The following is a 17,839-nucleotide window of genomic DNA, read 5'->3' as shown; positions in this document are numbered from 1 at the left end:
TTTTTGCCTGTCGACGGTGAGGACTGTTTCGTCTCCATGGGTTAAGACACGCGAGAATCGTTTTCGGTGTAGATGTTGGCAATTGCAGGTTTCCTGCCCTCGTCTCGGACTACCCCACTTCGATTGACTCGTGTGACCTGCCGCAGGTTTCGCTACCTTTAGCGATGTGAAGATCGAGCCCGAACGGAGGGGTTCTCAAGGCGTAACTGGTACTCGATCGGCGACACATAGTCGATCTGCGAATGCCGTCTTTGTCAGTACCGCCGATCGATAACTGCCAGGACTCGACCCTGGGCTCTCGGCAATATTGTTGACCGGCAAGTTATTTGGTGAGTGAGAGCCTAGTTGAGACGTCGGTTCCGTCAAGGTCATGCTTATTCCGTGAACGCAGGAGTTTGATCGAACCCGATAGTTTATCGACGGTCCAGCTGTGGGAGGAGTGTTTCGCGGGCCAGTAGCAAGATCGCGGCAGCGATCGGGATGGCGAGCAGTGCGCCGACGATTCCGAGCAGAGCCCCGCCGAGCAGGACAGCAACGACCGTAATCAGGGGTGGCACTTGGACGGTCCGGCCGATGATGCGTGGAACGAGTACGTAGTCCTCGACGAGTCGGAGCATGATGAAGAAGGCGATAGTGGCGAGCGAAATCGGCAGTGACACAGTCAAAGCCAAGCTGTCCGGGTGGCGGCACAGCTCTTCCACTGCGTCCCAGGGAATTTCCTGAATCTGGCCGACCAGATTGGCGAGTTTGACGACGTCGACGTTTGCCAAAATCGATACGACCAGCGCAGCAAGCTGGGCGTAGCCGGTCGGGTCGGGCAGGATCGAGAGCACCTGAGAGATTCATGTCAGGTCGACGTCAGCAGCCATCTTCACTAAGGGAGAGAATTGATTGTTGAGGTCGCCTGCGACCTTGTGTGCGCCTTGCGCGTCGAGTGCTGCCACTTTCTGCGGAAGGAGTGCGAGGTTGGCCAGAATCCCGGGAATATCGAGCGAGGAGACACCTATGGCTATATTGCGTACCTGGTCGACGACCACAGTCGGTTTGAGCACCGACAGAACTTGCGAGTAGCCGGTGATTGTGAACTTGTGTTCGTGCACCTGTCAGCTGTGTCGGTGAGCACGTTTGCGGCTTTGGTGAGGGCGTCGGATTTGCTATCTGCGTAGGTCTTTCCGTTGTCGAATGCGCTCGCCATGTAGGGAAGTGTGTAGGTTTCTGTGGCGCTGCCGTGTTCGGCTTTGAGTTTGTCGGCGATCGGTTTGAGCATGCCGACAGGCACCGAGGGATCAGCGCCTTGGGTGGTCTCCCAGGTGCCGGGGATGAATAGGTTGAATGTTGGTGCGCAGCCGACAGGTTGGGCGGAGCCGATCGAGGACGCTGTGAGCGCGGCAGGGGCGGTGGCGATTGTGACCGTCACCAACAGAGTGATTGTGCAGTGAGTTTTCGGACGTGGAAGCGGCATGGGCACCTCATCAACCAGGGACGATGCACCTGCCTGCACACCGCTGATGTCCCGCCAGCCGCGCCCACATTCAGGTGTAGCGCAGACGATCTCCGATGGGCTCGTGGAACTTAACCTGCCTGTGGATGAAGTGGGATTGAAACCCACCGAGGTTTCCGCCATCCGGGAAGGCGAGTGCGCGGAGGTTTTTCGATAGCGACTCGGTGCGCGGAGGGCTGAGCGCACGGAACAACAGAAGCGCCGAATGATGGGCCGTCTGCTGAGCTTTTGCGCGGAGTGCCCGATTCCCCCGACCAGCGTCCGGCACTTCGGTCATCAATCCACTGCATTCGGTCGTAAAAACCGCCTCGTCGACGCCGAACTGCACGAGATCTACTCTTGCAGAATCGATTCGAATGAACCGAGCAGAATGCTCTCCTTATCAACCTCGCCTCGTCACGTCGATTCCGGACTGTTGCGGTCGAGTTTTCTCGCGCCTGCACCGCCCGCCAGATTCTGCGGAGAGCCAGACACTCATACGGGCCTTCGGGTAAGGCATGTTTCCGATGTTTAAAGATTCCACAGCCCAAGTAGGGCGGTGCGGAGGATCGGGGAGCGGACATAGTGGTCGGTTCGTAGCCGGGTAGCAGGGTGCCCGAGGTCGGCGAGCATCTTTTCGGCCGCGATGAGGGAGAGCGATGTCAGGTCGGCGCGCGTGCGGAGGAAGTACTGAACTGCTCGACCCGACTGCGGGATCCGGATGGATTCGGAGATTACGACAGTGGGCGGGTAGATCCATTCGTCGTCGGGAGAGACGAAGATGATCACATCGCCGCGGGTGATGCTGGTGGGTTTGTCGAGGCGCAGCGATTCGAGTTGGTATTTCGCGGCTGGGCCGGCGGTGGTTCGCTGTGGTGGACGCAGCCCTTCGGGTATGTGTTCTCCGGCGGGGCTGGGTTGGTAGTCGGCGGCATGTTTGACGAGCATCCGGGTCGCCGGTATGGGTAGAAAGTTGTTCTCGGGGTTGTGGATTCGTCCGGTGACACCGGGGATGGGTACGGCGCGGCCGATCGCCCATTCGTGTGTGGCGTTGTCGATGAACACTTGGTCGACTTCGGTGATGTCGTCGATGTTGTCGATGAACTTTCGCGTGTCGGCGACGATCGCGGGATCGTCGGTGATGATGACGGCATCGTCGGCGTATGCGGAGTTTACGGATGCGTTCGCCGAGCCGATCACCGCTCGACGGTTCGTGGCGATCACTTTCGCGTGCAGGGTGGGGGAGGACAGGACCCGGACGCCTTTGTCGAGATAGAAAGCGAGGGCAGCAGGCGAGGTGGCATGCGCACGGATCGCGGCTTGTGAGGCGTTCACGATCAGAACGTCTCCGGCTCGCAGTGGGATCAGGTCGGGTGCGTCGTTGCCGACGTAGGCGATTGCCGCATAGCGTGCGCCTCGGGTGCGGATCGCGCGGGTGATGTGTGCCCACGGGCTCGGTCCGTGAAAGGTGGTCCCCATAATGTAGAACGGTAGCAATGTATCCGCATGTGCCTCGCCAAGTTCGGTCTGGTCGTGTGCTGCCATACGCCGGCGGAACTCCCCATCGGTTTCACGTTGGACGCAGTTGTCGACGGTCGCCAGGTTCCTCTCCGGATTTTCCGTCCTGCGTCGGGTATCGGTTTTGTCGGCGAGAGTTTTGGGCCCTTCACCCGCTCTGTTGCCGCGCGGTGGAACCGGATTGATCTTGAGCCTCGAGCCCGCCGTCGAGGAAAACGCAAAGGTCCACACCGCGTGGACGAGCGCCCTCACAGACATCGTCAAGCAGGCGATTCATACCGGGACGCTCGATGAGCGGGCCAAATACGCACGGCTCGGAGCAAGCCTGTGTGCTCTGGCTTGTCAGCGAACAGGCAATGCCTTGCGCAACGTCGGCGCCTCTCCGATGAAGTTGAATCAGCCTGCGCAGCAAAGACGTCTGAGGCCAGATTCCTTTACGGAGATCCTCCATGCAGTTCGAAGAGCTTCGCCTGTTGCTTGGCGTCAAGGAGTGGTTTGCGGGCAGGTGAAGCCGCCAGCCGCTTTTCGGCGGGCGTTGCCCTCCATCGTGCGCAGCCGGTTCAGACCTGACTCGAAATCGGTGAACGTCATCGAGAGCATCTCAAACACGGTTCGTCCGATGGGGTCGCGCGGATCGTGAACAGTGCCGTCGAACATCAACACCACGTCCCGCGCCGCATGGTCGGTAGTGATTTCACCGAGGTCTGCCACTGAACGGGCCAACCTGTCGAGGGTCGTGACCACGAGGGTGTCCCGCGCAGAGAGAGCAGAGAGCGCAGCTGTCAGAGCGGGGCGTGGTCTATCTGTCCCGGCGAACTGCATGCGATTGGTCGGAATCGCATAGAACGAGAAGGTATTAGCAGAAATTTGAAGCCCACCCGCTCTCAATCCGGGGCCGACGAGAGTGGATGCCATGAAGTCAACACCTGTCGACGTCGGTGTACCACCACCGCCATGATCATCCCAGATTGTGGTTGGTCCTACCCCTCCGTCGCCGTCCCAGATCTTTGTCGGGTCCGCACTTCCGCCACCGTCGGGATCTGGATATAGGTCGCCGGTCTGCGGCTCAATCTTGTCGTCCTCATTCGTCTTCATCGTCGTTCACGGGAGTAACGATTACCGGCGCATTGATCGATGGTGATGGTTATGGTGCTGGTGTTGATGCTGCTCGGCTCTGGTTGCAAAGACGGGTGGCACCTGGTGGCAGGACTTGGCACTGGTCTATTTCTGGCCGGAGCTGGCCTGACTGCGACTGGTGCGCTCGCGCCTGCCAGCGGCCCCATAGCGATTTCAGGCGGGAGAGTAGCCCTCACAGGTGGGGGTGTTGCTTTGATCGGAGCTGGGCTTGAGACTTGGGGAAAGATACACAACGAGAATGGCGCGCCAGCGCCGTGTCGCTGGGGCGGAGTCTGTGGGGCGGGTGCCCGGGTAGGAGCGCGTCGGTGACCGCGACGCGCGCGGTGGTCGAGGTGGGTGATTCGGCGCCACTGGCCAAAGAATGGATGTAATATAAAATGTGCAAAATCGCGTGACGGGAGTCGCTTCCCTTGGCTGGGCGACCCCCTGGTGGTGTGGCGCGGGGACGATGTCGCAAGGAGGCGCATGGCTATGTCTGAAGACGTGTTCGAGCAGAAAGACCGCTTCTTCGGGGTGGGAAGGTTCGACGACCCATATCCGAAACTCGCGGAATTACAAAAGAAATGCCCGGTCCACGAGGGTTCGCTCTCCGGACTGTTCGGCACGGTGGGTGCCGAGAACACCATCTTTCCCGAAGAGAGCTACGTAACGGTCACCGCGTTCGACGAGGTTGACCGTATCCTCAAGTCCCCGAAGGTGTTCTCCTCATCTTGGTACCACCCGAGCATGGGTGAGATCGTCGGGCGCTCGATTCTCGAGATGGATCCTCCGGAGCACCGGCGTTTCCGGGCGTTGCTGCAGGTGGCGTTCAGCAAGTCGGCGGTGGAAGGCTGGGAGGAAGCGTTCATTCGCAGCATCCTGAACCGTGCGGTGGACCGTTTCGCCGGTCGTGGGCACGCGGACCTGTCGCAGGATTTCGCGTTTCTCTACCCCATCGAGGTCACCGCGACGGCGGCCGGACTACCGGTCGACGATCTGGACGAGTTCTACCGCTTCACGGCTGTACTGACCAATGTCGCTGTACCCGCAGAGGATCGGCTGAGGGCGAGCCGGGGGCTTGGTGAAATGGTGCAGCGGCTGATCGATGAGCGTCGCAAAGATCCGCGGGAAGACCTGATCAGTGTCCTCGTGCAGGCGCGTCTCACCGATGAGGAGGCGGCGGAAGCAGAAATCGGGGACGGGAAACGAACCCTCAGTGACGAGGAGATCGTCACGTTCGTCCGGCTGCTCGTCCCCGCGGGTGCGCAGACTACCTATCGGGCCATGACGAACCTCCTGTACGGTCTGCTGACCCACCCCGGCCAGCTCGATGCCCTGCGTGCGGACCGGTCGCTGATTCCGCAGGCGGTCGAGGAGGGAATCCGGTGGGAGGTGCCGTTGACCTACAGTGGGCGGACCGTGACGACCGGCACCGAGGTGTGCGGACGACCGGTCGATGCCGGGAGTCAGGTCCAGGTCCTGCTCGGCGCCGTCAACCGCGATCCGCAGCGGTGGCCCGATGCGGAGAAGTTCGATATCTTCCGGCCGCCGCAGCGGCACCTCGGTTTCGGTACGGGGGTGCATGTGTGCCTCGGAATTAACCTGGCGCGGTCGGAGCTGAAATGCGCGCTGGAGGTGTTGCTCGACCGGCTGCCCGATATCCGGCTGGACCCCGATGCCGACCCGCCCTCGATCACTGGTCTGGGTATGCGGACCGCAGCCCGTCTGCCGGTTGTCTTCACGCCGTCCTGAGGCGAAACATCTTGTGCCGCAGGCATTCAGGTATCGATATCGAGGAGGCAAGAACATGCAGGAAGTGGGAAAGGTCGCGCTCGTAACGGGCGCGGCACGGGGGCAGGGTCGCAGCCACGCGGTGGCGCTGGCGGCCGAGGGTGCGGACGTCGTGCTCGTCGACATCTGCCGGCAGCTCGACACGTGCTCTTATCCATTGAGCACACCCGAGGATCTCGCGGAGACCGTCGCGGCGGTGGAGGCCCAGGGACGTAAGGCCGTTCCGCTGCAGATCGATGTGCGGGACCGCGCCGAGCTCGACGACGCGGTCGACCGGGCGGTAGGGACCCTCGGTCGACTCGATGTGGTGGTGGCGAACGCAGCGATCTCGCCGTTGGGCGCCGGGCTGCCGATCACGGCGTACACCGACACCCTGGGTATCGTGTTCGGGGGAGTGGTGAACACGATCGGATCGGCTCTGAAGCACCTGGAGTCGGGCGCCTCGATCATCGTCATCGGCTCGACGGCGGCGCTGCGCGCCTCGACGACGGAGGGGGTGAGTCGGCACGGTCACGGCGGCGCGGCGTATTCGCTCGGCAAGCAGATGCTTCCCCTGCTTGTGCACGATCTCGCGTACCAGCTGGGACCCCGCGGGATCCGCGTGAACGCAGTACACCCGTCGAACACGAACACCGATCTCCTGCACAACGAGGCGATGTACCGGGCGTTCGTGCCGGGGGCGGAGCATCCCACCCGGGAACAGGCTGAGTCGCTGTTTCCAACCATGCAGCGGATGCCGGTGCCGTTCATGGAGCCATCGGATATCACCGCCGCGGTGAAGTTCCTGGCCTCCGACGAGGCGCGCTACATCACCGGACAGAACCTCGCCGTCGACGGCGGGGCGCTGCTGCTCGGCACCTGACCGGCTCGGGTGCGAGCGGCCCGGTGGGCTGCTCGGCACCCGAGCGGTTGGTTCACCTGCCGGCAATGCCAGGCAGAAGTGCATACTTGATACTATCCGCGAAGGCGATGGCGTGCTCGTCTGCCCGTATGTCGGCGTGATCGGTTCCGACGATCCGGCTTTTCCTGTGTGCATTGATGGTGGCGGTGTCGAAGGCTTCGACGTGGGCGAAGTCGTAGGCGCTTACGTGGGCGTGGTGGGTGGCTTGGAGGAAGCATCGGCCGGGACGTACTCCGCCGCATGCGGTGAGCCATCTGGAGCCCTGCTTGGTGAACGTACCTGCAGCGGCTGTGGCGTCGGTGATGAACTCACCCGCCGCCATTGCTGCCCAGAACGTTTGAAAGATCTCCGGAACCATGCGATGAGAATATGCAGCCACGGTCGACACCTCTGATCAGTGGTGTTGCATCGACCGGTTGAAGCCGCACAATATACATCTATTTCCTTCGCGGAAACGCTTGTGTTGGAAGGGATTGCAGCTTCAATTGGAAGTGTCGGCGACGCCTACGACAATGCCCTCGCGGAGTCGACGATCGGACTGTTCAAGACAGAAGCGGTTTCCAAGAGGAGTCCCTTTCTGCAGGGCCCGATCAAGACGATCGACGACATCGAATTCGCGACGATGGAGTGGGTGGATTGGTTCAATACCCGCCGTCTGCACAGCACCTTGGACTATGTCACTCCGGACGAGTTCGAGGCCGTCTATTACTCTCAATTATCGATTCTCCAGCCGGAGATGTCGCCAGCATAGGAGCGGCAAGAAACCCGGCACGGTTCAGTTGAGCAGATACTCGGTATATGAGCGCTGCGACACCAGATCGAGTTCCTCGTGCTCGTCAAACGGTGACGGGCGCAATGTGTGTGCCCGGACTGAGTATCTGCATCCGAATCCTCCTCAAACCTGCGACAACTAGCGGCGTGTCTCGAGCGTAGGGACGCCGATGCTTGCGCACAGTTCTCGCGTTTCCGAAACTATTTGCAGAATTTTCAAATGCATTGAACAAGTTGCGCGTTATTGCTCTCCCATGCTGGAGGCATCGGCTACTGGGGACGCCTTGACGAGACGGCCGAGACCTTCCACACCAGCTCGACAACCGGTTTAGCGAAGACAGCCACACCGAGGGCGCGCCGGCGGAAGCCAACTCGATGCGTACCGGTGACTTCGGCGTCTACGTCGACGGCGAGCTATATATCACGGGGCGCGTCAAGGACCTCGTGATCGTCGACGGCCAGGCTCTGCGTCCCGGATTCATCGCTGCGTCTGCCGTGCCGGCCAACCGGCTGCCTTCTGTCGTGTTCTCCAACACGCATTCGTGTCTGAAGTTAGGTGCAGCATCGACCGTCCGAGCTGGTCCAGTCGGGTGATCACCAGGACGTCGTCCTCGCGCAGCCGCTGCAGCACCAGATCAAGCTGGGGCCGTGAGGCTTTCGCCCCGCCTGCGTGATCGACGTGGATGTTCTGGGCGGCCACGCCGGCGCGGCACAACGCATCGACCTGATGGTTGGGGTACTGGTCTGCGCTGGAGACTCATGCGTAGCCGATCAGCATGTGTCGAGAATGCCCCGGCTTGGGTTTTTAGACATAGTTTTCCGAGACGGGTTTTTGACGCAACCAGCTTGAATGCGCCATTCAGGGCGGGTGTCTGATAGCGATCGATTCCCGACAGAAATACCGCGAGCACCCAGCGGGCGCCCGCGTCGCCGGAGGGCTCGCGACGGCCGATGAGGGCGGCTACGGATAAAACTCCCAATCCACTAGATGATTTATGTAGACCATCTGATGGTTCATGTGCTAGTTTCGTGTCATTGAAACATGACCTGGATCACTCCCCATCCCTGCTGGTGGGGGTCCGTCACAGACATGGCCTGTCGGGCTGTTTTTACGGAGGAGCACCATGCACTCGACCATTGATCAATCGTCGCTTTCGTCGTCGTCCTTCGAGGCGCCGGTTCTGGTTCGTATGGAGGGTGTGAACAAGTACTTCGGAACCCACCACGTGCTGACGGACGTCGACCTCGACATCACCGCCGGCGAGGTGCTGGTGGTGATCGGCCCGTCCGGGTCGGGAAAGTCGACCCTGTGTCGCACCATCAACCGCCTCGAGCCAATCAGCTCGGGTCGGATCCTGCTTGACGGTGTTGAACTGCCCCAGGAAGGTAAGCGCCTCGCGCGGCTACGTGCCGAGGTTGGAATGGTGTTCCAGTCGTTCAACCTGTTCTCGCACATGACGATCCTGCAGAACGTCATGCTCGGGCCGACCAAGGTTCTCGGAATCGGAAAAAAGGAGGCCGAGGCCACCGCCCGTAGGCTCCTCGACCGAGTCGGTGTGGGTAACCAGGCGGAGAAGATGCCGGCCCAGCTCTCCGGTGGACAGCAGCAGCGCGCGGCGATCGCCCGCGCCTTGGCGATGAAGCCGAAGGTGCTGTTGTTCGACGAGCCGACGTCCGCCCTGGACCCGGAGATGGTCAACGAGGTCCTCGAGGTGATGAAGGAACTCGCCGAGACCGGTATGACGATGGTCGTGGTCACCCACGAGATGGCTTTTGCGAAGTCGGCAGCAAACCGGGTGATCTTCATGGACGCCGGACGCATCGTAGAAGAGGCCGAACCGCACGAATTCTTCGCCAACCCCCAGACCGAGCGCGCCAAGGATTTCCTGTCGAAGGTCCTGCACTGACCGCCGCACCGTCGACACGAAAAAGGTTGTCTGTCATGAGTTTTTCCCGTAAAGCGATCGTGCCACTGGTGGCCGTACTCGCCATCGCCGGCATCGCCCTGTTCGGCACCCGCTCGACCGTGACCACGGGGATCACCCCGGCGGTCGCGCAGTCACCCCAGTTCGCACCAGGCACGACGATGGAGAAGATCGCTCGGGAGGGTGCGCTTCGGGTGGGAACCCGGTTCGATCATCCCGGGCTGTCGGCCCGCAACCTGCGCGGCGAGCAGGAGGGATACGAGATCGATCTGGTCCGATACATCGCCGGCAAACTCGGTGTGCCCGCCGACCGGATCGAGTGGACGGAAGCGAACTCCGCCAGCCGCGAGCAACTACTGCAGCAGGACAAAGTCGACGTCGTCGTCGCGACACTGTCGATCAACGACAAGCGACGTCAGGTGATCAGCTTCGGTGGCCCCTACCTCGACATCAACAACGACCTGGTGACGGCGAAGGGCAATCCGAAGAACATCACCGATCCCCAGACCCCGACCGGGGTGACGGTGTGCTCGACCCTCGGTGGGGCGGTGTCGGCGTCGCTGCGCAAGAACTTCCCGCAGACGAACCTGATCGAATTCGACGTCTCGTCCAAGTGCATCGATGCCCTCAAGAACGGGTCGGTCGACGCGCTCGCCACCCAGGGGCCCATCGGTGCCGGATACGTCAGCAAGGATCAGAAAGACATCGAGCTGATCAACAAACCTTTCGCGGTCGAGTCGTGGGGGGTAGGTATCGCCAAGGGCGATGTCGCGTTCTGCGAGTTCCTCAACAGCGCAATCGCCGATTACTACAGCGACGGCTCCGCCGAGGAAGCCTGGGCCGACAGTCTCGGCCGCTACACCAATCAGCAGCCGGTCATGCCGGAACTGCAGCCCTGCACCTAGATTTTTCGTCACACTTTCGAGGACATCCCATGCACACCGTAGTCGACAATTTCGGCGCCCTGATGGAGGGCTTCGCGGTCACGCTCGCGCTGATCGGCGTCTCCACGGTCCTGGCGCTGATCGGCGGAACGATCCTCGCATCGTTCCGTGTCTCCCCGATCCCACTTCTGCAATCGATCGGCTCCGGGTACGTCGAGACGTTCCGTAACGTCCCGACTGCCGTCATCTACTTCATGACCCTGTTCGGATTCCCGCAGCTCGGCATTATGATCCCGTTCTTCTGGGCGGCCGTCGCCGCGCTGGCGATCTACTACTCCGCCTTCTTCTGCGAGGCCGTCCGCTCGGGCATCAACGCGATCCCGGTCGGACAGTTCGAAGCCGGTCGCTCGATCGGTCTCACGTTCGGCGGCTCATTGCGCTACATCGTGCTGCCGCAGGCCTTCCGGAGCGTTGTTCCACCGCTGATCAACGTGTTCATCGCACTAACCAAGAGTTCGGCGATCGCCAGCGCGTTCGGTGTCGCGGAACTGCTCACCCGTGCCGAAGGCGTGATCGCCGAGGAGAGCCAGGCGGTGCTGTGGATCCTCGCGGCGACCAGCCTCCTGTACCTGGTGATCACCATCCCCGCGGGGACCATCGCCAACATCGTCGAGAAGAAAGTTGCGGTGGCGCGATGACAACGACAGCAACCAAACCGGCAACTACCAAACCCACGATCGCCATGTACGACGTACTCGGACCGCAAGGTCAACGAAAGGTCCGCAACGCCACCTGGGTCGGTGCCGTCGTGGTTGCGATCATCGTGGCACTGGGACTCTACCAGCTTGGCTCCCACGGCCAGCTCAGCCCCGATCTGTGGTCGGTACTGCTCGACCGGGACCTGATGCGCAGCGTCCTGAAGGGTCTGCTCGCCACGATTCAGTGCGCGATCGTCTCCATCGTGCTCTCGGTGGTGTTCGGCATGATTCTCGCGGCAATGCGGATGTCGGACAGCAGACTCCTGCGGGGCGTTGTGCGGGTATGGGTGGAGATCTTCCGCGGCCTGCCCCTGCTGGTGCTGATCTTCTTCATCTTCCTCGGCGCACCCCAATTCGGAATCATCGTCCCGACGTTCTGGGCACTGGCTATCGGCATCTCGCTCTACAACAGCGCCGTGATGAGTGAGATCTTCCGCGCCGGCATCGCGTCGTTGCCCCGCGGTCAGGCCGAAGCGGCGGCCGCGATCGGCATGCGCAAGACCCAGATCTTCCGCATCATCCTGCTGCCGCAGGGCATCCGGATCATGCTGCCCGCCCTGATCAGCCAGGTCGTGACGATCGTGAAGGAAACCTCCCTCGGCTTCGTCATCGGCTACACCGAACTGCTGCGCAGCGGCCGGGTCGCAGTGGAGTACCTCGGTGGGCAGTACGCCATCCCGGTCTATGTCTTGATCGCGATCATCTACCTGCTGATGAACGTCGGGCTGTCGAAGCTTGCGCGCCGAATCGACGCCCGCTCGTGAGGTAGGGGATGGCCTTTCCCTCGGCCGTTGTTGTCCGAGTGGAGAGCGCGATCAGTGCCGGTATCTCGAGCGCCCGTACCCCGGTCGAGATACCGGCATTTGTTCTGTGCGGAGCAAAAGGGGATGAGCGCAGTTCCGGCATCACCTGCCGTGGCGCGGATGCGCAGAAGCGGCGCGTCGAGGCCCACCCGCTGGCCGTTGCGGCTGTAGGGGGCCGGGCGCCGTGCCCGGACGGGTTCAGTCCAGACCGGGCATGCCGATAGCTGAAATCTCCTCTGCCGCTGCCCCGGTGCATTCGATGTAGTGGGGTGTCCGGTCCTCGGTGAACCGGCCGGTGGGACCGCCCAGAGTCAACGCGGCCACGACCGTGCCGTGGGAGTCGATGAGCGGGAAGGACAGCCCGGACGAGCCGAGCTCACGCTCGCCGTGGACGAGCTGATATCCGCGTTCGCGCCCGACCTCGACCTTCTCACGCAACTCGTCGGCGAATTCGGGGCCGTACGGGGAGTCCGCGGCCACGTCGTCGATCAGTTCCGGTGCGGCCAACAGCAGAATCTTGCCGGCGGCACCGGCCCACAGCGGGTACGGCACTCCGAGCGGGATGACGCTTCGCACGGTCGCCGTGCTCTCCCACTGGGCGACCACCACCCGGGACAGACCCTGCCGGATGTACAGGTTCACCGTCTCGCCGGTGTCGGCGCTGAGCTGGCGCATGACGTCGACGACCTCTTCCGGCGGCGCCCAGGTCGTGCCCGCCAGGCGCACCCAGCGCAGCATCTCCGGGCCGAGGCTATAGACCCCATCCGCGCGGCTGGTAAGGACACTGCGCGCACACATCGTCGCCACCAAACGGACGACGGTGGTTTTCGGCAGTTTCGTCCCCTCTACGAGTTCTTTGAGGCTGCGGGTGGGATGCGCTGCGTCGAACAATTCGAGCAGGTCGATCACCCGGGTGACGCTGCGGACACCCGCGTCGGCAACGGCCGGCTTCTCTGCTGAATCCGTAGGTACTGCAGTCACCCTTTGGTCCTCCCTGCTCAGCAACTCTTCCGATGCACCACTCTACGGTTCGGAGAAACCGATCTGTACGGATACGGGCGAATCGACGACAACCTAAACCATTAGATGGCTTACATAGACCGCTAGATGGTTTTTATGGTAGGGTTAGGTGCGTCACACGACGACGCTCTTGCTTGGTGGGATTCGCCCACGGAAAGGATTTTCCGATGAAGTTGCTCGATGGAATCCGAGTCTTGGATCTCACCAACGTCCTTGCCGGCCCGTACGCGAGTTACCAGCTCTCACTGATGGGTGCCGACGTCATCAAGGTCGAAGTACCCGGCAGCGGCGACCTGGCTCGACAACTCGGTGCCGACACCGGGCTGTCGAGTCAGAAGCTCGGCGCCTCGTTCGTGGCCCAGAACGCTGGTAAGCGCTCGATCACGGTCAACCTCAAGAGTGCGGCCGGCCGGAAGGTGTTCGACCGGTTGATCGCCGGCGCCGACGTCCTCGTCGAGAACTTCCGTCCGGGTGTGCTCGCCCGGCTTGGCTACTCCTGGGACGAGTTGCACGCGATGAACCGGCGGCTGGTGTACTGCGCGATCTCCGGTTTCGGGCAGACCGGGCCGATGCGGGAGCGCCCGGCGTACGACCAGATCATCCAGGGTCTGTCCGGGATGAGTGCGGTCACCGGCACACCCGAAACCGCACCGTTGCGCGTCGGGTTCCCGGTGTGCGACACCCTCGGCGGGATGACCGCCGCGATGGCCATCAACGGAGCTCTCGCGTCCCGGGGCCGGACCGACGAGGGTGTCTACCTGGATGTGTCGATGCTTGAGAGTTCGCTGACGGCGCTGGGCTGGGTGGTCTCGGACTACCTCATCGCCGGACGGCAACCCAGCGCGAACGGCAACGAAAACCCCACCGGCGCACCGTCAGCGACCTTCCAGACAGGATCCGGTGCCCTCAACATCGCGGCCAACAAGCAGGAACAGTTCGAGATCCTGTGCAAGCTGATCGGCCGCGAAGATCTGATCGACGACCCCCGGTTCGCGCTGCGCGACGACCGCAAGAACCGTCGCCCGGAACTGCGCGTCGAGATCGAGGCCGCCCTCGCGGCCAAGTCCGCCCGCGAGTGGGAGCCGATGCTCAATGAGGCAGGGGTGCCCGCGGGACTGGTCCTCGACGTCACCGACTCCCTCGACCTCGAGCAGATCACTCAACGTGAACTGGTCCACCAGGTCGACCTGCCCGATCGCACGGTCAGCGTCCTCGGCACCGGCTTCCACGTAAACGGTCGCCCGCTGGCCCCGGCGTCGGCGCCCCCGACGCTGAGCGAACACACCGACGAACTGCTCACCGATCTCGGCTTCACTGCAGACGAGATCACCGAACTGCACACGGAAGGCGCGGTATGACCACCATCGATGACGTCACCGGCTGGTGGCGCACCGAGATCAGCGACATCTCACCCGGCGTCATCCGCTACCGCGGCTACGCCATCGAGGACCTGATCCCGACCACCTCGTACGCCGGCATGGTCTGGCTGATGATCCGCGGCGAACGCCCCACCCCATGGCAGGAACGACTCCTCGACGCCGCCCTGGTGTCCGCCGTCGACCACGGCCCGCAGGCACCGTCGATCGCGGCTTCCCGTATGGCCGCCACCTGCGGGGTCGGCCTCAACAACGTGATGGCCACCGGCGTCGGGATGCTCGGCGACGTCCACGGCGGCGCAGGTGAGCAATGCATGAGCGTGCTCGCCGACATCGTCGAGCAGGCCACCGACCCTACCGATCTGCGCCCTGTCGCCGACCGCATCGTGGCCGAATACCGTTCCGCTAAAAGGTATGTGCCCGGGTTCGGGCACCGATTCCACCCCCGCGATCCGCGCCGCGACCCGCTGCTGTCGCTGGTCGACGCGGCCCGCGACGACGGTGCGGTGTCCGGCCAGTACCTGCACGCCGCCCTCGCCCTCGAGCAGTCCCTCGCCGCCGGACGGACCCGGCCGGTCCCGATGAACATCGACGGTGCCACCGCCGTGGTCTACGCCGAGCTCGGCTTCCCACCCCCGCTCGGCCGCGGGCTGTTCGTCCTGTCCCGTTCGGTCGGCATCCTCGCCCACGGCTGGGAGCAGACCCAGCAGGGCGGCCGCAACAAGGGACCGATTCCCCGCACCCTGTTGCCCACCTACACCGGCCATCCAGCCCGCGCCGTCGAGGACACCACCCATGCCGATCGATAACCCCACCACCAACACCCCGGCCGCGCCGGCCCGCTCGACGTGGGGACAGTTCGAAACCACGCCCGACCGGGGAATGGCCAACTACGCCGGCCCCGACCACGTCCGTGGCGCCGCCACGCTGGTGCAGCGTGGGGCGGTCTTCGGGCTGGACTACCCCCTGGATGCGTTCGTGCCGTCGTTGGCGACGCCGCGCAGCGCTCCCGAACACCATGTGGTCTCCCGGCACCGCGACCACCGCGACGACTACCTGGACAGATTCTGGCCGCAGGCCGCCAGCCACCTGGACGGGTTGCGGCACCGCCGCCACGCCGAGCACGGCTTCTACAACGGCACCCCGGACGATGCGATCGTTGCCGGCAATCCGGCCCTCGGCATCAACCACTGGTCCCAACACCCGATCGTGGGCCGCGGAGTCCTCATCGACATCGGCCGCCACCGCACCCACCTCGGGAAACCGATCGATCATGCCGGCGGCGAAGCCCTCGACATCAGCGAACTCGACGACACCTTGGCCGCTCAGGACGTGCAGCTACGCGCCGGTGATCTGCTGCTGATCCGCACCGGCTGGGCACAGTGGTTCCTCGACGAGGCCAGCGCCGACGAGCGTGCGCAGATCCACACCAGCAAGACCTGCACCGGCCTCGCGCAGTCGCAGGCCGCAATCGACTGGTTCGCCGCCCATCAGGTCGCCCTTGCCGCCTCGGACACTTTCGCGCTCGAACGACTTCCCGCAGTAGCTGATTCACCCTTCGGGGCCGACACCGACCGCGGCATGATGCATCAGGAACTCATCGCGCTGCTCGGCCTGCCCATCGGCGAGCTGTGGAAACTCCACGAACTCGGCGAGGACTGCGCCCGGGACCGCCGGTACGAATGCCTGCTGACTGTCAAACCCCTCAACCTCACCGGCGGCGTCGGTTCGCCAGCCAACGCCACCGCCATCAAGTGACCACCGGGTACGGTGCCGCGGCGGTGTCAATCGAGGACGGATGGACCGAGGTAATCGACGACGGTTTCATCGCCCTGGTCGGCCCCTTCCACACCCGCACCGACGGCGGTCAGACCGAGGTCGTGGTCGTGTGCCAGGACAAGCACCGCAACCGGCGAGGAATCGTGCCAGGCGGGCTGGTGATGACGTTCGACGACCGCGCACTCGGCATCGCGGTCCGCGCGCACAGCGGCGCCCCACCATGGCAACGGTGCACCTCGACGTGCACTTCGTCGCTCCCATTCACGTCGGCGCCGTCCTGCGCGGCCGACCCCACACCGCACCCGGGACCCGGTCGCTGCTTTTCATGCGAATGAAATGGATCTTCGAGACTGGGCGGGCGATGTCTGGACAGAACTGGACGCAACGCAACAGGCGCTTCTCGCGCGCAGCAGAGTCGATCGACGAACGCTATCCGGACCCGGACGTCCAGCTGGAGCGCGATGCGGCGCTCTCGACTGCCGTGCAATACATGCTGGGGGAGACAACAGCCGCCGAGGTGCGCGAGCGACTCAATCGCGCCTGTGTCGAGGCGATGGAAGCATTGGCAAGAGTAAAGATCTGGGGTAAGGCCCTCGCCAAAGTCGATGGCCTTCCTACTTGTGGCCGTTCGGTGCTTCAGGCCGGTCACCACGTTTCAGGTCACGCCTCGGGCTGCCCGTTAGCGAGTGTGTAGAGCGCCCATCCGGTGGGAGCTGTCCACCAGCGAACATTGGCAGGCGGCGTCCGCCGAGGTGCGCCTGTGGGAGCTCCGGCTACCAGATTCGCGGCGTGTCTGAGATCCCTTTTGAATGCCGAGCCGAGAGTGGGACTGAACGCAAATTGCCTGGTGATCTCCGCGCCCGCAAGATACAGAGGTACCGAGGAACCTACGACGTTCGAAGCGACAAAATCCATGTGTTTGAGGATGTCGCCGGTCACCGCAACCGGTAGCATATTCAGCATCGCAGCCAAGTGCGGAGAGAGCGGAATTGCAGGTTCATTGCGCCAGCTGTCGACGATGTCGTGGACTCGGCGCATCGGCTGATCCGGACTCGCGATATCGAGTGGTAACGCAAATCTTGCCAATGAGATTCGGTTGCCGCCCAATGGGTCTCGATCGGTACGTAGACTGATCGGCAAGGTCACCATCAGCTCCGGCGGCACAGCACCATGGCGGCGGTGGTACTCGGCCATTCCGAGGAGAACAGCAGCCAAGAATGCATCGTTGATCGAGCACTTGGTGGCAGTCGCGGCTGCGGCAAGCGCCGCGACCGGCAGCTCGAGTACGCCGAAACTTCGACGCGTACTACGAGCAGTCATCACCGGTGACAATGTGGTAGTCGCCGGTCGTGTCATACGCAGAGCCGAACCGAGGATTCGTGCGGCGCCGCGGCCGGTAACGGCAGGATGCCGCAATGCGCGTGCACCCTGTCGAACAGCGGAACCAGCCGCTGTCCCCAGTGCAATCGCCACGGCGTTGGCACCGGTCGGATGATCAATAGATGTCACAGTCTCCCGCGCGGGTCGATCCGATTCGCCTTCTCTTGTCTCGTCTGTGATTTCACGTGTCAGTTGCATTCCCCCGACCCCGTCGGTGAGAGAATGATGAACCTTGACCACCAGTGCCGCGCCGCCGTCAGCGAGTCCGTCGAGCACTGTGAACTCCCACAGCGGACGATCCTTGTCGAATGCGGCCATCCCAGCTGTTTTGCGGAAC

Annotated in this window: 21 protein-coding genes and 2 pseudogenes; 13 read left to right on the top strand and 10 right to left on the bottom strand. The window is 63.0% G+C overall.

Features of this window, described 5'->3' with window-relative positions:
- Positions 1–413: 413 nt before the first annotated feature.
- From R4P64_RS29385 to R4P64_RS29365, 5 genes and pseudogenes are all read right to left on the bottom strand, one after another.
- Positions 414–671 (bottom strand): annotated as a pseudogene (locus tag R4P64_RS29385) (AI-2E family transporter); the annotation flags it as partial.
- 171 nt (positions 672–842) lie between these two features.
- Positions 843–1,100, bottom strand: coding sequence for a hypothetical protein (locus R4P64_RS34055; protein ID WP_411742718.1), 258 nt, complete (start codon positions 1,098–1,100; stop codon positions 843–845).
- Positions 1,101–1,532: 432 nt separating this feature from the next.
- Positions 1,533–1,778, bottom strand: coding sequence for a hypothetical protein (locus R4P64_RS29375; protein WP_317823690.1), 246 nt, complete (start codon positions 1,776–1,778; stop codon positions 1,533–1,535).
- Between the two features lie 233 nt (positions 1,779–2,011).
- Positions 2,012–2,959 (bottom strand): phospholipase D family protein, encoded by a 948-nt coding sequence (locus R4P64_RS29370; protein ID WP_317823707.1) that lies wholly within the window; start codon positions 2,957–2,959, stop codon positions 2,012–2,014.
- Positions 2,960–3,481: 522 nt separating this feature from the next.
- Positions 3,482–4,093: a recombinase family protein gene (locus tag R4P64_RS29365; protein WP_317823689.1), complete on the bottom strand. Its 612-nt coding sequence runs from the start codon at positions 4,091–4,093 to the stop codon at positions 3,482–3,484.
- Between the two features lie 513 nt (positions 4,094–4,606).
- Between R4P64_RS29365 and R4P64_RS29360 the strand changes: the two genes are divergently transcribed.
- Together R4P64_RS29360 and R4P64_RS29355 are read left to right on the top strand one after the other, a co-directional pair.
- Entirely contained in the window at positions 4,607–5,866 is a 1,260-nt protein-coding gene (locus R4P64_RS29360; protein WP_317823688.1) for a cytochrome P450, read from the top strand.
- 55 nt (positions 5,867–5,921) lie between these two features.
- On the top strand, positions 5,922–6,767 hold the full coding sequence (locus R4P64_RS29355; RefSeq protein ID WP_317823687.1) for a mycofactocin-coupled SDR family oxidoreductase: 846 nt from the start codon (positions 5,922–5,924) through the stop codon (positions 6,765–6,767).
- A gap of 52 nt (positions 6,768–6,819) precedes the next feature.
- Here the strand turns inward: R4P64_RS29355 and R4P64_RS29350 are convergent, their stop codons facing one another.
- Positions 6,820–7,185 carry a hypothetical protein gene (locus R4P64_RS29350; protein ID WP_317823686.1) on the bottom strand — a complete coding sequence of 122 codons (366 nt, stop codon included), beginning with the start codon at positions 7,183–7,185 and terminating at the stop codon, positions 6,820–6,822.
- 18 nt (positions 7,186–7,203) lie between these two features.
- On the opposite strand from R4P64_RS29350, the gene R4P64_RS29345 reads away from it, so the two are divergent.
- The gene (locus R4P64_RS29345; protein WP_317823685.1) at positions 7,204–7,557 is read left to right on the top strand and encodes an integrase core domain-containing protein; all 354 of its coding nucleotides are present in this window, start codon (positions 7,204–7,206) and stop codon (positions 7,555–7,557) included.
- A 282-nt stretch (positions 7,558–7,839) separates the two neighbouring features.
- Positions 7,840–8,138: pseudogene (locus R4P64_RS29340) on the top strand (fatty-acid--CoA ligase); the annotation flags it as partial.
- On the opposite strand, the gene R4P64_RS29335 reads toward R4P64_RS29340, so the two are convergent.
- Positions 8,056–8,277: a recombinase family protein gene (locus R4P64_RS29335; protein ID WP_317823683.1), complete on the bottom strand. Its 222-nt coding sequence runs from the start codon at positions 8,275–8,277 to the stop codon at positions 8,056–8,058. The pseudogene R4P64_RS29340 and the gene R4P64_RS29335 sit on opposite strands and share 83 nt — an antisense overlap.
- Before the next feature lie 424 nt (positions 8,278–8,701).
- On the opposite strand from R4P64_RS29335, the gene R4P64_RS29330 reads away from it, so the two are divergent.
- Genes R4P64_RS29330 through R4P64_RS29310 form a run of 5 tightly spaced genes read left to right on the top strand, consistent with a single transcriptional unit; the run spans position 8,702 to position 12,171 of the window.
- A complete protein-coding gene (locus R4P64_RS29330; RefSeq protein ID WP_317823682.1) occupies positions 8,702–9,484 on the top strand; it encodes an amino acid ABC transporter ATP-binding protein in 783 nt (260 codons plus the stop codon).
- 35 nt (positions 9,485–9,519) lie between these two features.
- A complete protein-coding gene (locus tag R4P64_RS29325) occupies positions 9,520–10,407 on the top strand; it encodes a glutamate ABC transporter substrate-binding protein (RefSeq protein WP_317823681.1) in 888 nt (295 codons plus the stop codon).
- Positions 10,408–10,436: 29 nt separating this feature from the next.
- Positions 10,437–11,084 (top strand): amino acid ABC transporter permease, encoded by a 648-nt coding sequence (locus R4P64_RS29320; RefSeq protein WP_317823680.1) that lies wholly within the window; start codon positions 10,437–10,439, stop codon positions 11,082–11,084.
- The gene (locus R4P64_RS29315) at positions 11,081–11,908 is read left to right on the top strand and encodes an amino acid ABC transporter permease (RefSeq protein ID WP_317823679.1); all 828 of its coding nucleotides are present in this window, start codon (positions 11,081–11,083) and stop codon (positions 11,906–11,908) included. The genes R4P64_RS29320 and R4P64_RS29315 overlap by 4 nt, the downstream gene beginning before the upstream one ends.
- Positions 11,909–11,916: 8 nt before the next feature.
- On the top strand, positions 11,917–12,171 hold the full coding sequence (locus tag R4P64_RS29310) for a hypothetical protein (RefSeq protein ID WP_317823678.1): 255 nt from the start codon (positions 11,917–11,919) through the stop codon (positions 12,169–12,171).
- Here R4P64_RS29310 and R4P64_RS29305 read toward each other — a convergent pair.
- Positions 12,146–12,928: an IclR family transcriptional regulator gene (locus tag R4P64_RS29305; RefSeq protein WP_317823677.1), complete on the bottom strand. Its 783-nt coding sequence runs from the start codon at positions 12,926–12,928 to the stop codon at positions 12,146–12,148. The two genes, R4P64_RS29310 and R4P64_RS29305, sit on opposite strands and share 26 nt — an antisense overlap.
- Before the next feature lie 206 nt (positions 12,929–13,134).
- Here R4P64_RS29305 and R4P64_RS29300 point away from each other — a divergent pair, with 206 nt between their 5' ends.
- From R4P64_RS29300 to R4P64_RS29290, 3 genes are read left to right on the top strand one after another with little or no spacing between them, the layout of a single operon-like run.
- Positions 13,135–14,325 (top strand): CoA transferase, encoded by a 1,191-nt coding sequence (locus R4P64_RS29300; RefSeq protein ID WP_317823676.1) that lies wholly within the window; start codon positions 13,135–13,137, stop codon positions 14,323–14,325.
- Positions 14,322–15,152: a citryl-CoA lyase gene (locus tag R4P64_RS29295; protein ID WP_317823675.1), complete on the top strand. Its 831-nt coding sequence runs from the start codon at positions 14,322–14,324 to the stop codon at positions 15,150–15,152. Before R4P64_RS29300 ends, R4P64_RS29295 begins: the two co-directional genes overlap by 4 nt.
- On the top strand, positions 15,139–16,101 hold the full coding sequence (locus tag R4P64_RS29290) for a cyclase family protein (RefSeq protein ID WP_317823674.1): 963 nt from the start codon (positions 15,139–15,141) through the stop codon (positions 16,099–16,101). Before R4P64_RS29295 ends, R4P64_RS29290 begins: the two co-directional genes overlap by 14 nt.
- Before the next feature lie 26 nt (positions 16,102–16,127).
- On the opposite strand, the gene R4P64_RS29285 is transcribed toward R4P64_RS29290, so the two are convergent.
- Complete coding sequence (locus tag R4P64_RS29285; RefSeq protein WP_317823673.1) at positions 16,128–16,349, bottom strand: hypothetical protein; 222 nt, start codon at positions 16,347–16,349, stop codon at positions 16,128–16,130.
- Positions 16,350–16,351: 2 nt separating this feature from the next.
- On the opposite strand from R4P64_RS29285, the gene R4P64_RS29280 reads away from it, so the two are divergent.
- Positions 16,352–16,816: a hypothetical protein gene (locus tag R4P64_RS29280; RefSeq protein WP_317823672.1), complete on the top strand. Its 465-nt coding sequence runs from the start codon at positions 16,352–16,354 to the stop codon at positions 16,814–16,816.
- On the opposite strand, the gene R4P64_RS29275 is transcribed toward R4P64_RS29280, so the two are convergent.
- Positions 16,783–17,820, bottom strand: a complete 1,038-nt coding sequence (locus tag R4P64_RS29275; protein ID WP_317823671.1) for a wax ester/triacylglycerol synthase domain-containing protein — start codon at positions 17,818–17,820, stop codon at positions 16,783–16,785. The genes R4P64_RS29280 and R4P64_RS29275 overlap by 34 nt on opposite strands.
- Between the last annotated feature and the right edge of the window lie 19 nt (positions 17,821–17,839).

This window comes from Rhodococcus sp. IEGM 1366 (assembly GCF_033142425.1).
Lineage (GTDB): Bacteria > Actinomycetota > Actinomycetes > Mycobacteriales > Mycobacteriaceae > Rhodococcus_F > Rhodococcus_F globerula.
The sequence above is the reverse complement of the archived record's forward strand: the minus strand, read 5'-3'. Positions and strand labels throughout refer to the sequence as shown.

Excerpts from the sequence above, each read along its gene's own strand:
- R4P64_RS29375 (WP_317823690.1), bottom strand. The coding sequence starts at position 1,778 with ATGACCGAAGTGCCGGACGCTGGTCGGGGGAATCGGGCACTCCGCGCA.
- R4P64_RS29370 (WP_317823707.1), bottom strand. The coding sequence starts at position 2,959 with ATGGGGACCACCTTTCACGGACCGAGCCCGTGGGCACACATCACCCGC.
- R4P64_RS29365 (WP_317823689.1), bottom strand. The coding sequence starts at position 4,093 with ATGAAGACGAATGAGGACGACAAGATTGAGCCGCAGACCGGCGACCTA.
- R4P64_RS29360 (WP_317823688.1), top strand. The coding sequence starts at position 4,607 with ATGTCTGAAGACGTGTTCGAGCAGAAAGACCGCTTCTTCGGGGTGGGA.
- R4P64_RS29355 (WP_317823687.1), top strand. The coding sequence starts at position 5,922 with ATGCAGGAAGTGGGAAAGGTCGCGCTCGTAACGGGCGCGGCACGGGGG.
- R4P64_RS29330 (WP_317823682.1), top strand. The coding sequence starts at position 8,702 with ATGCACTCGACCATTGATCAATCGTCGCTTTCGTCGTCGTCCTTCGAG.
- R4P64_RS29325 (WP_317823681.1), top strand. The coding sequence starts at position 9,520 with ATGAGTTTTTCCCGTAAAGCGATCGTGCCACTGGTGGCCGTACTCGCC.
- R4P64_RS29320 (WP_317823680.1), top strand. The coding sequence starts at position 10,437 with ATGCACACCGTAGTCGACAATTTCGGCGCCCTGATGGAGGGCTTCGCG.
- R4P64_RS29315 (WP_317823679.1), top strand. The coding sequence starts at position 11,081 with ATGACAACGACAGCAACCAAACCGGCAACTACCAAACCCACGATCGCC.
- R4P64_RS29310 (WP_317823678.1), top strand. The coding sequence starts at position 11,917 with ATGGCCTTTCCCTCGGCCGTTGTTGTCCGAGTGGAGAGCGCGATCAGT.
- R4P64_RS29300 (WP_317823676.1), top strand. The coding sequence starts at position 13,135 with ATGAAGTTGCTCGATGGAATCCGAGTCTTGGATCTCACCAACGTCCTT.
- R4P64_RS29295 (WP_317823675.1), top strand. The coding sequence starts at position 14,322 with ATGACCACCATCGATGACGTCACCGGCTGGTGGCGCACCGAGATCAGC.
- R4P64_RS29290 (WP_317823674.1), top strand. The coding sequence starts at position 15,139 with ATGCCGATCGATAACCCCACCACCAACACCCCGGCCGCGCCGGCCCGC.
- R4P64_RS29275 (WP_317823671.1), bottom strand. The coding sequence starts at position 17,820 with ATGGCCGCATTCGACAAGGATCGTCCGCTGTGGGAGTTCACAGTGCTC.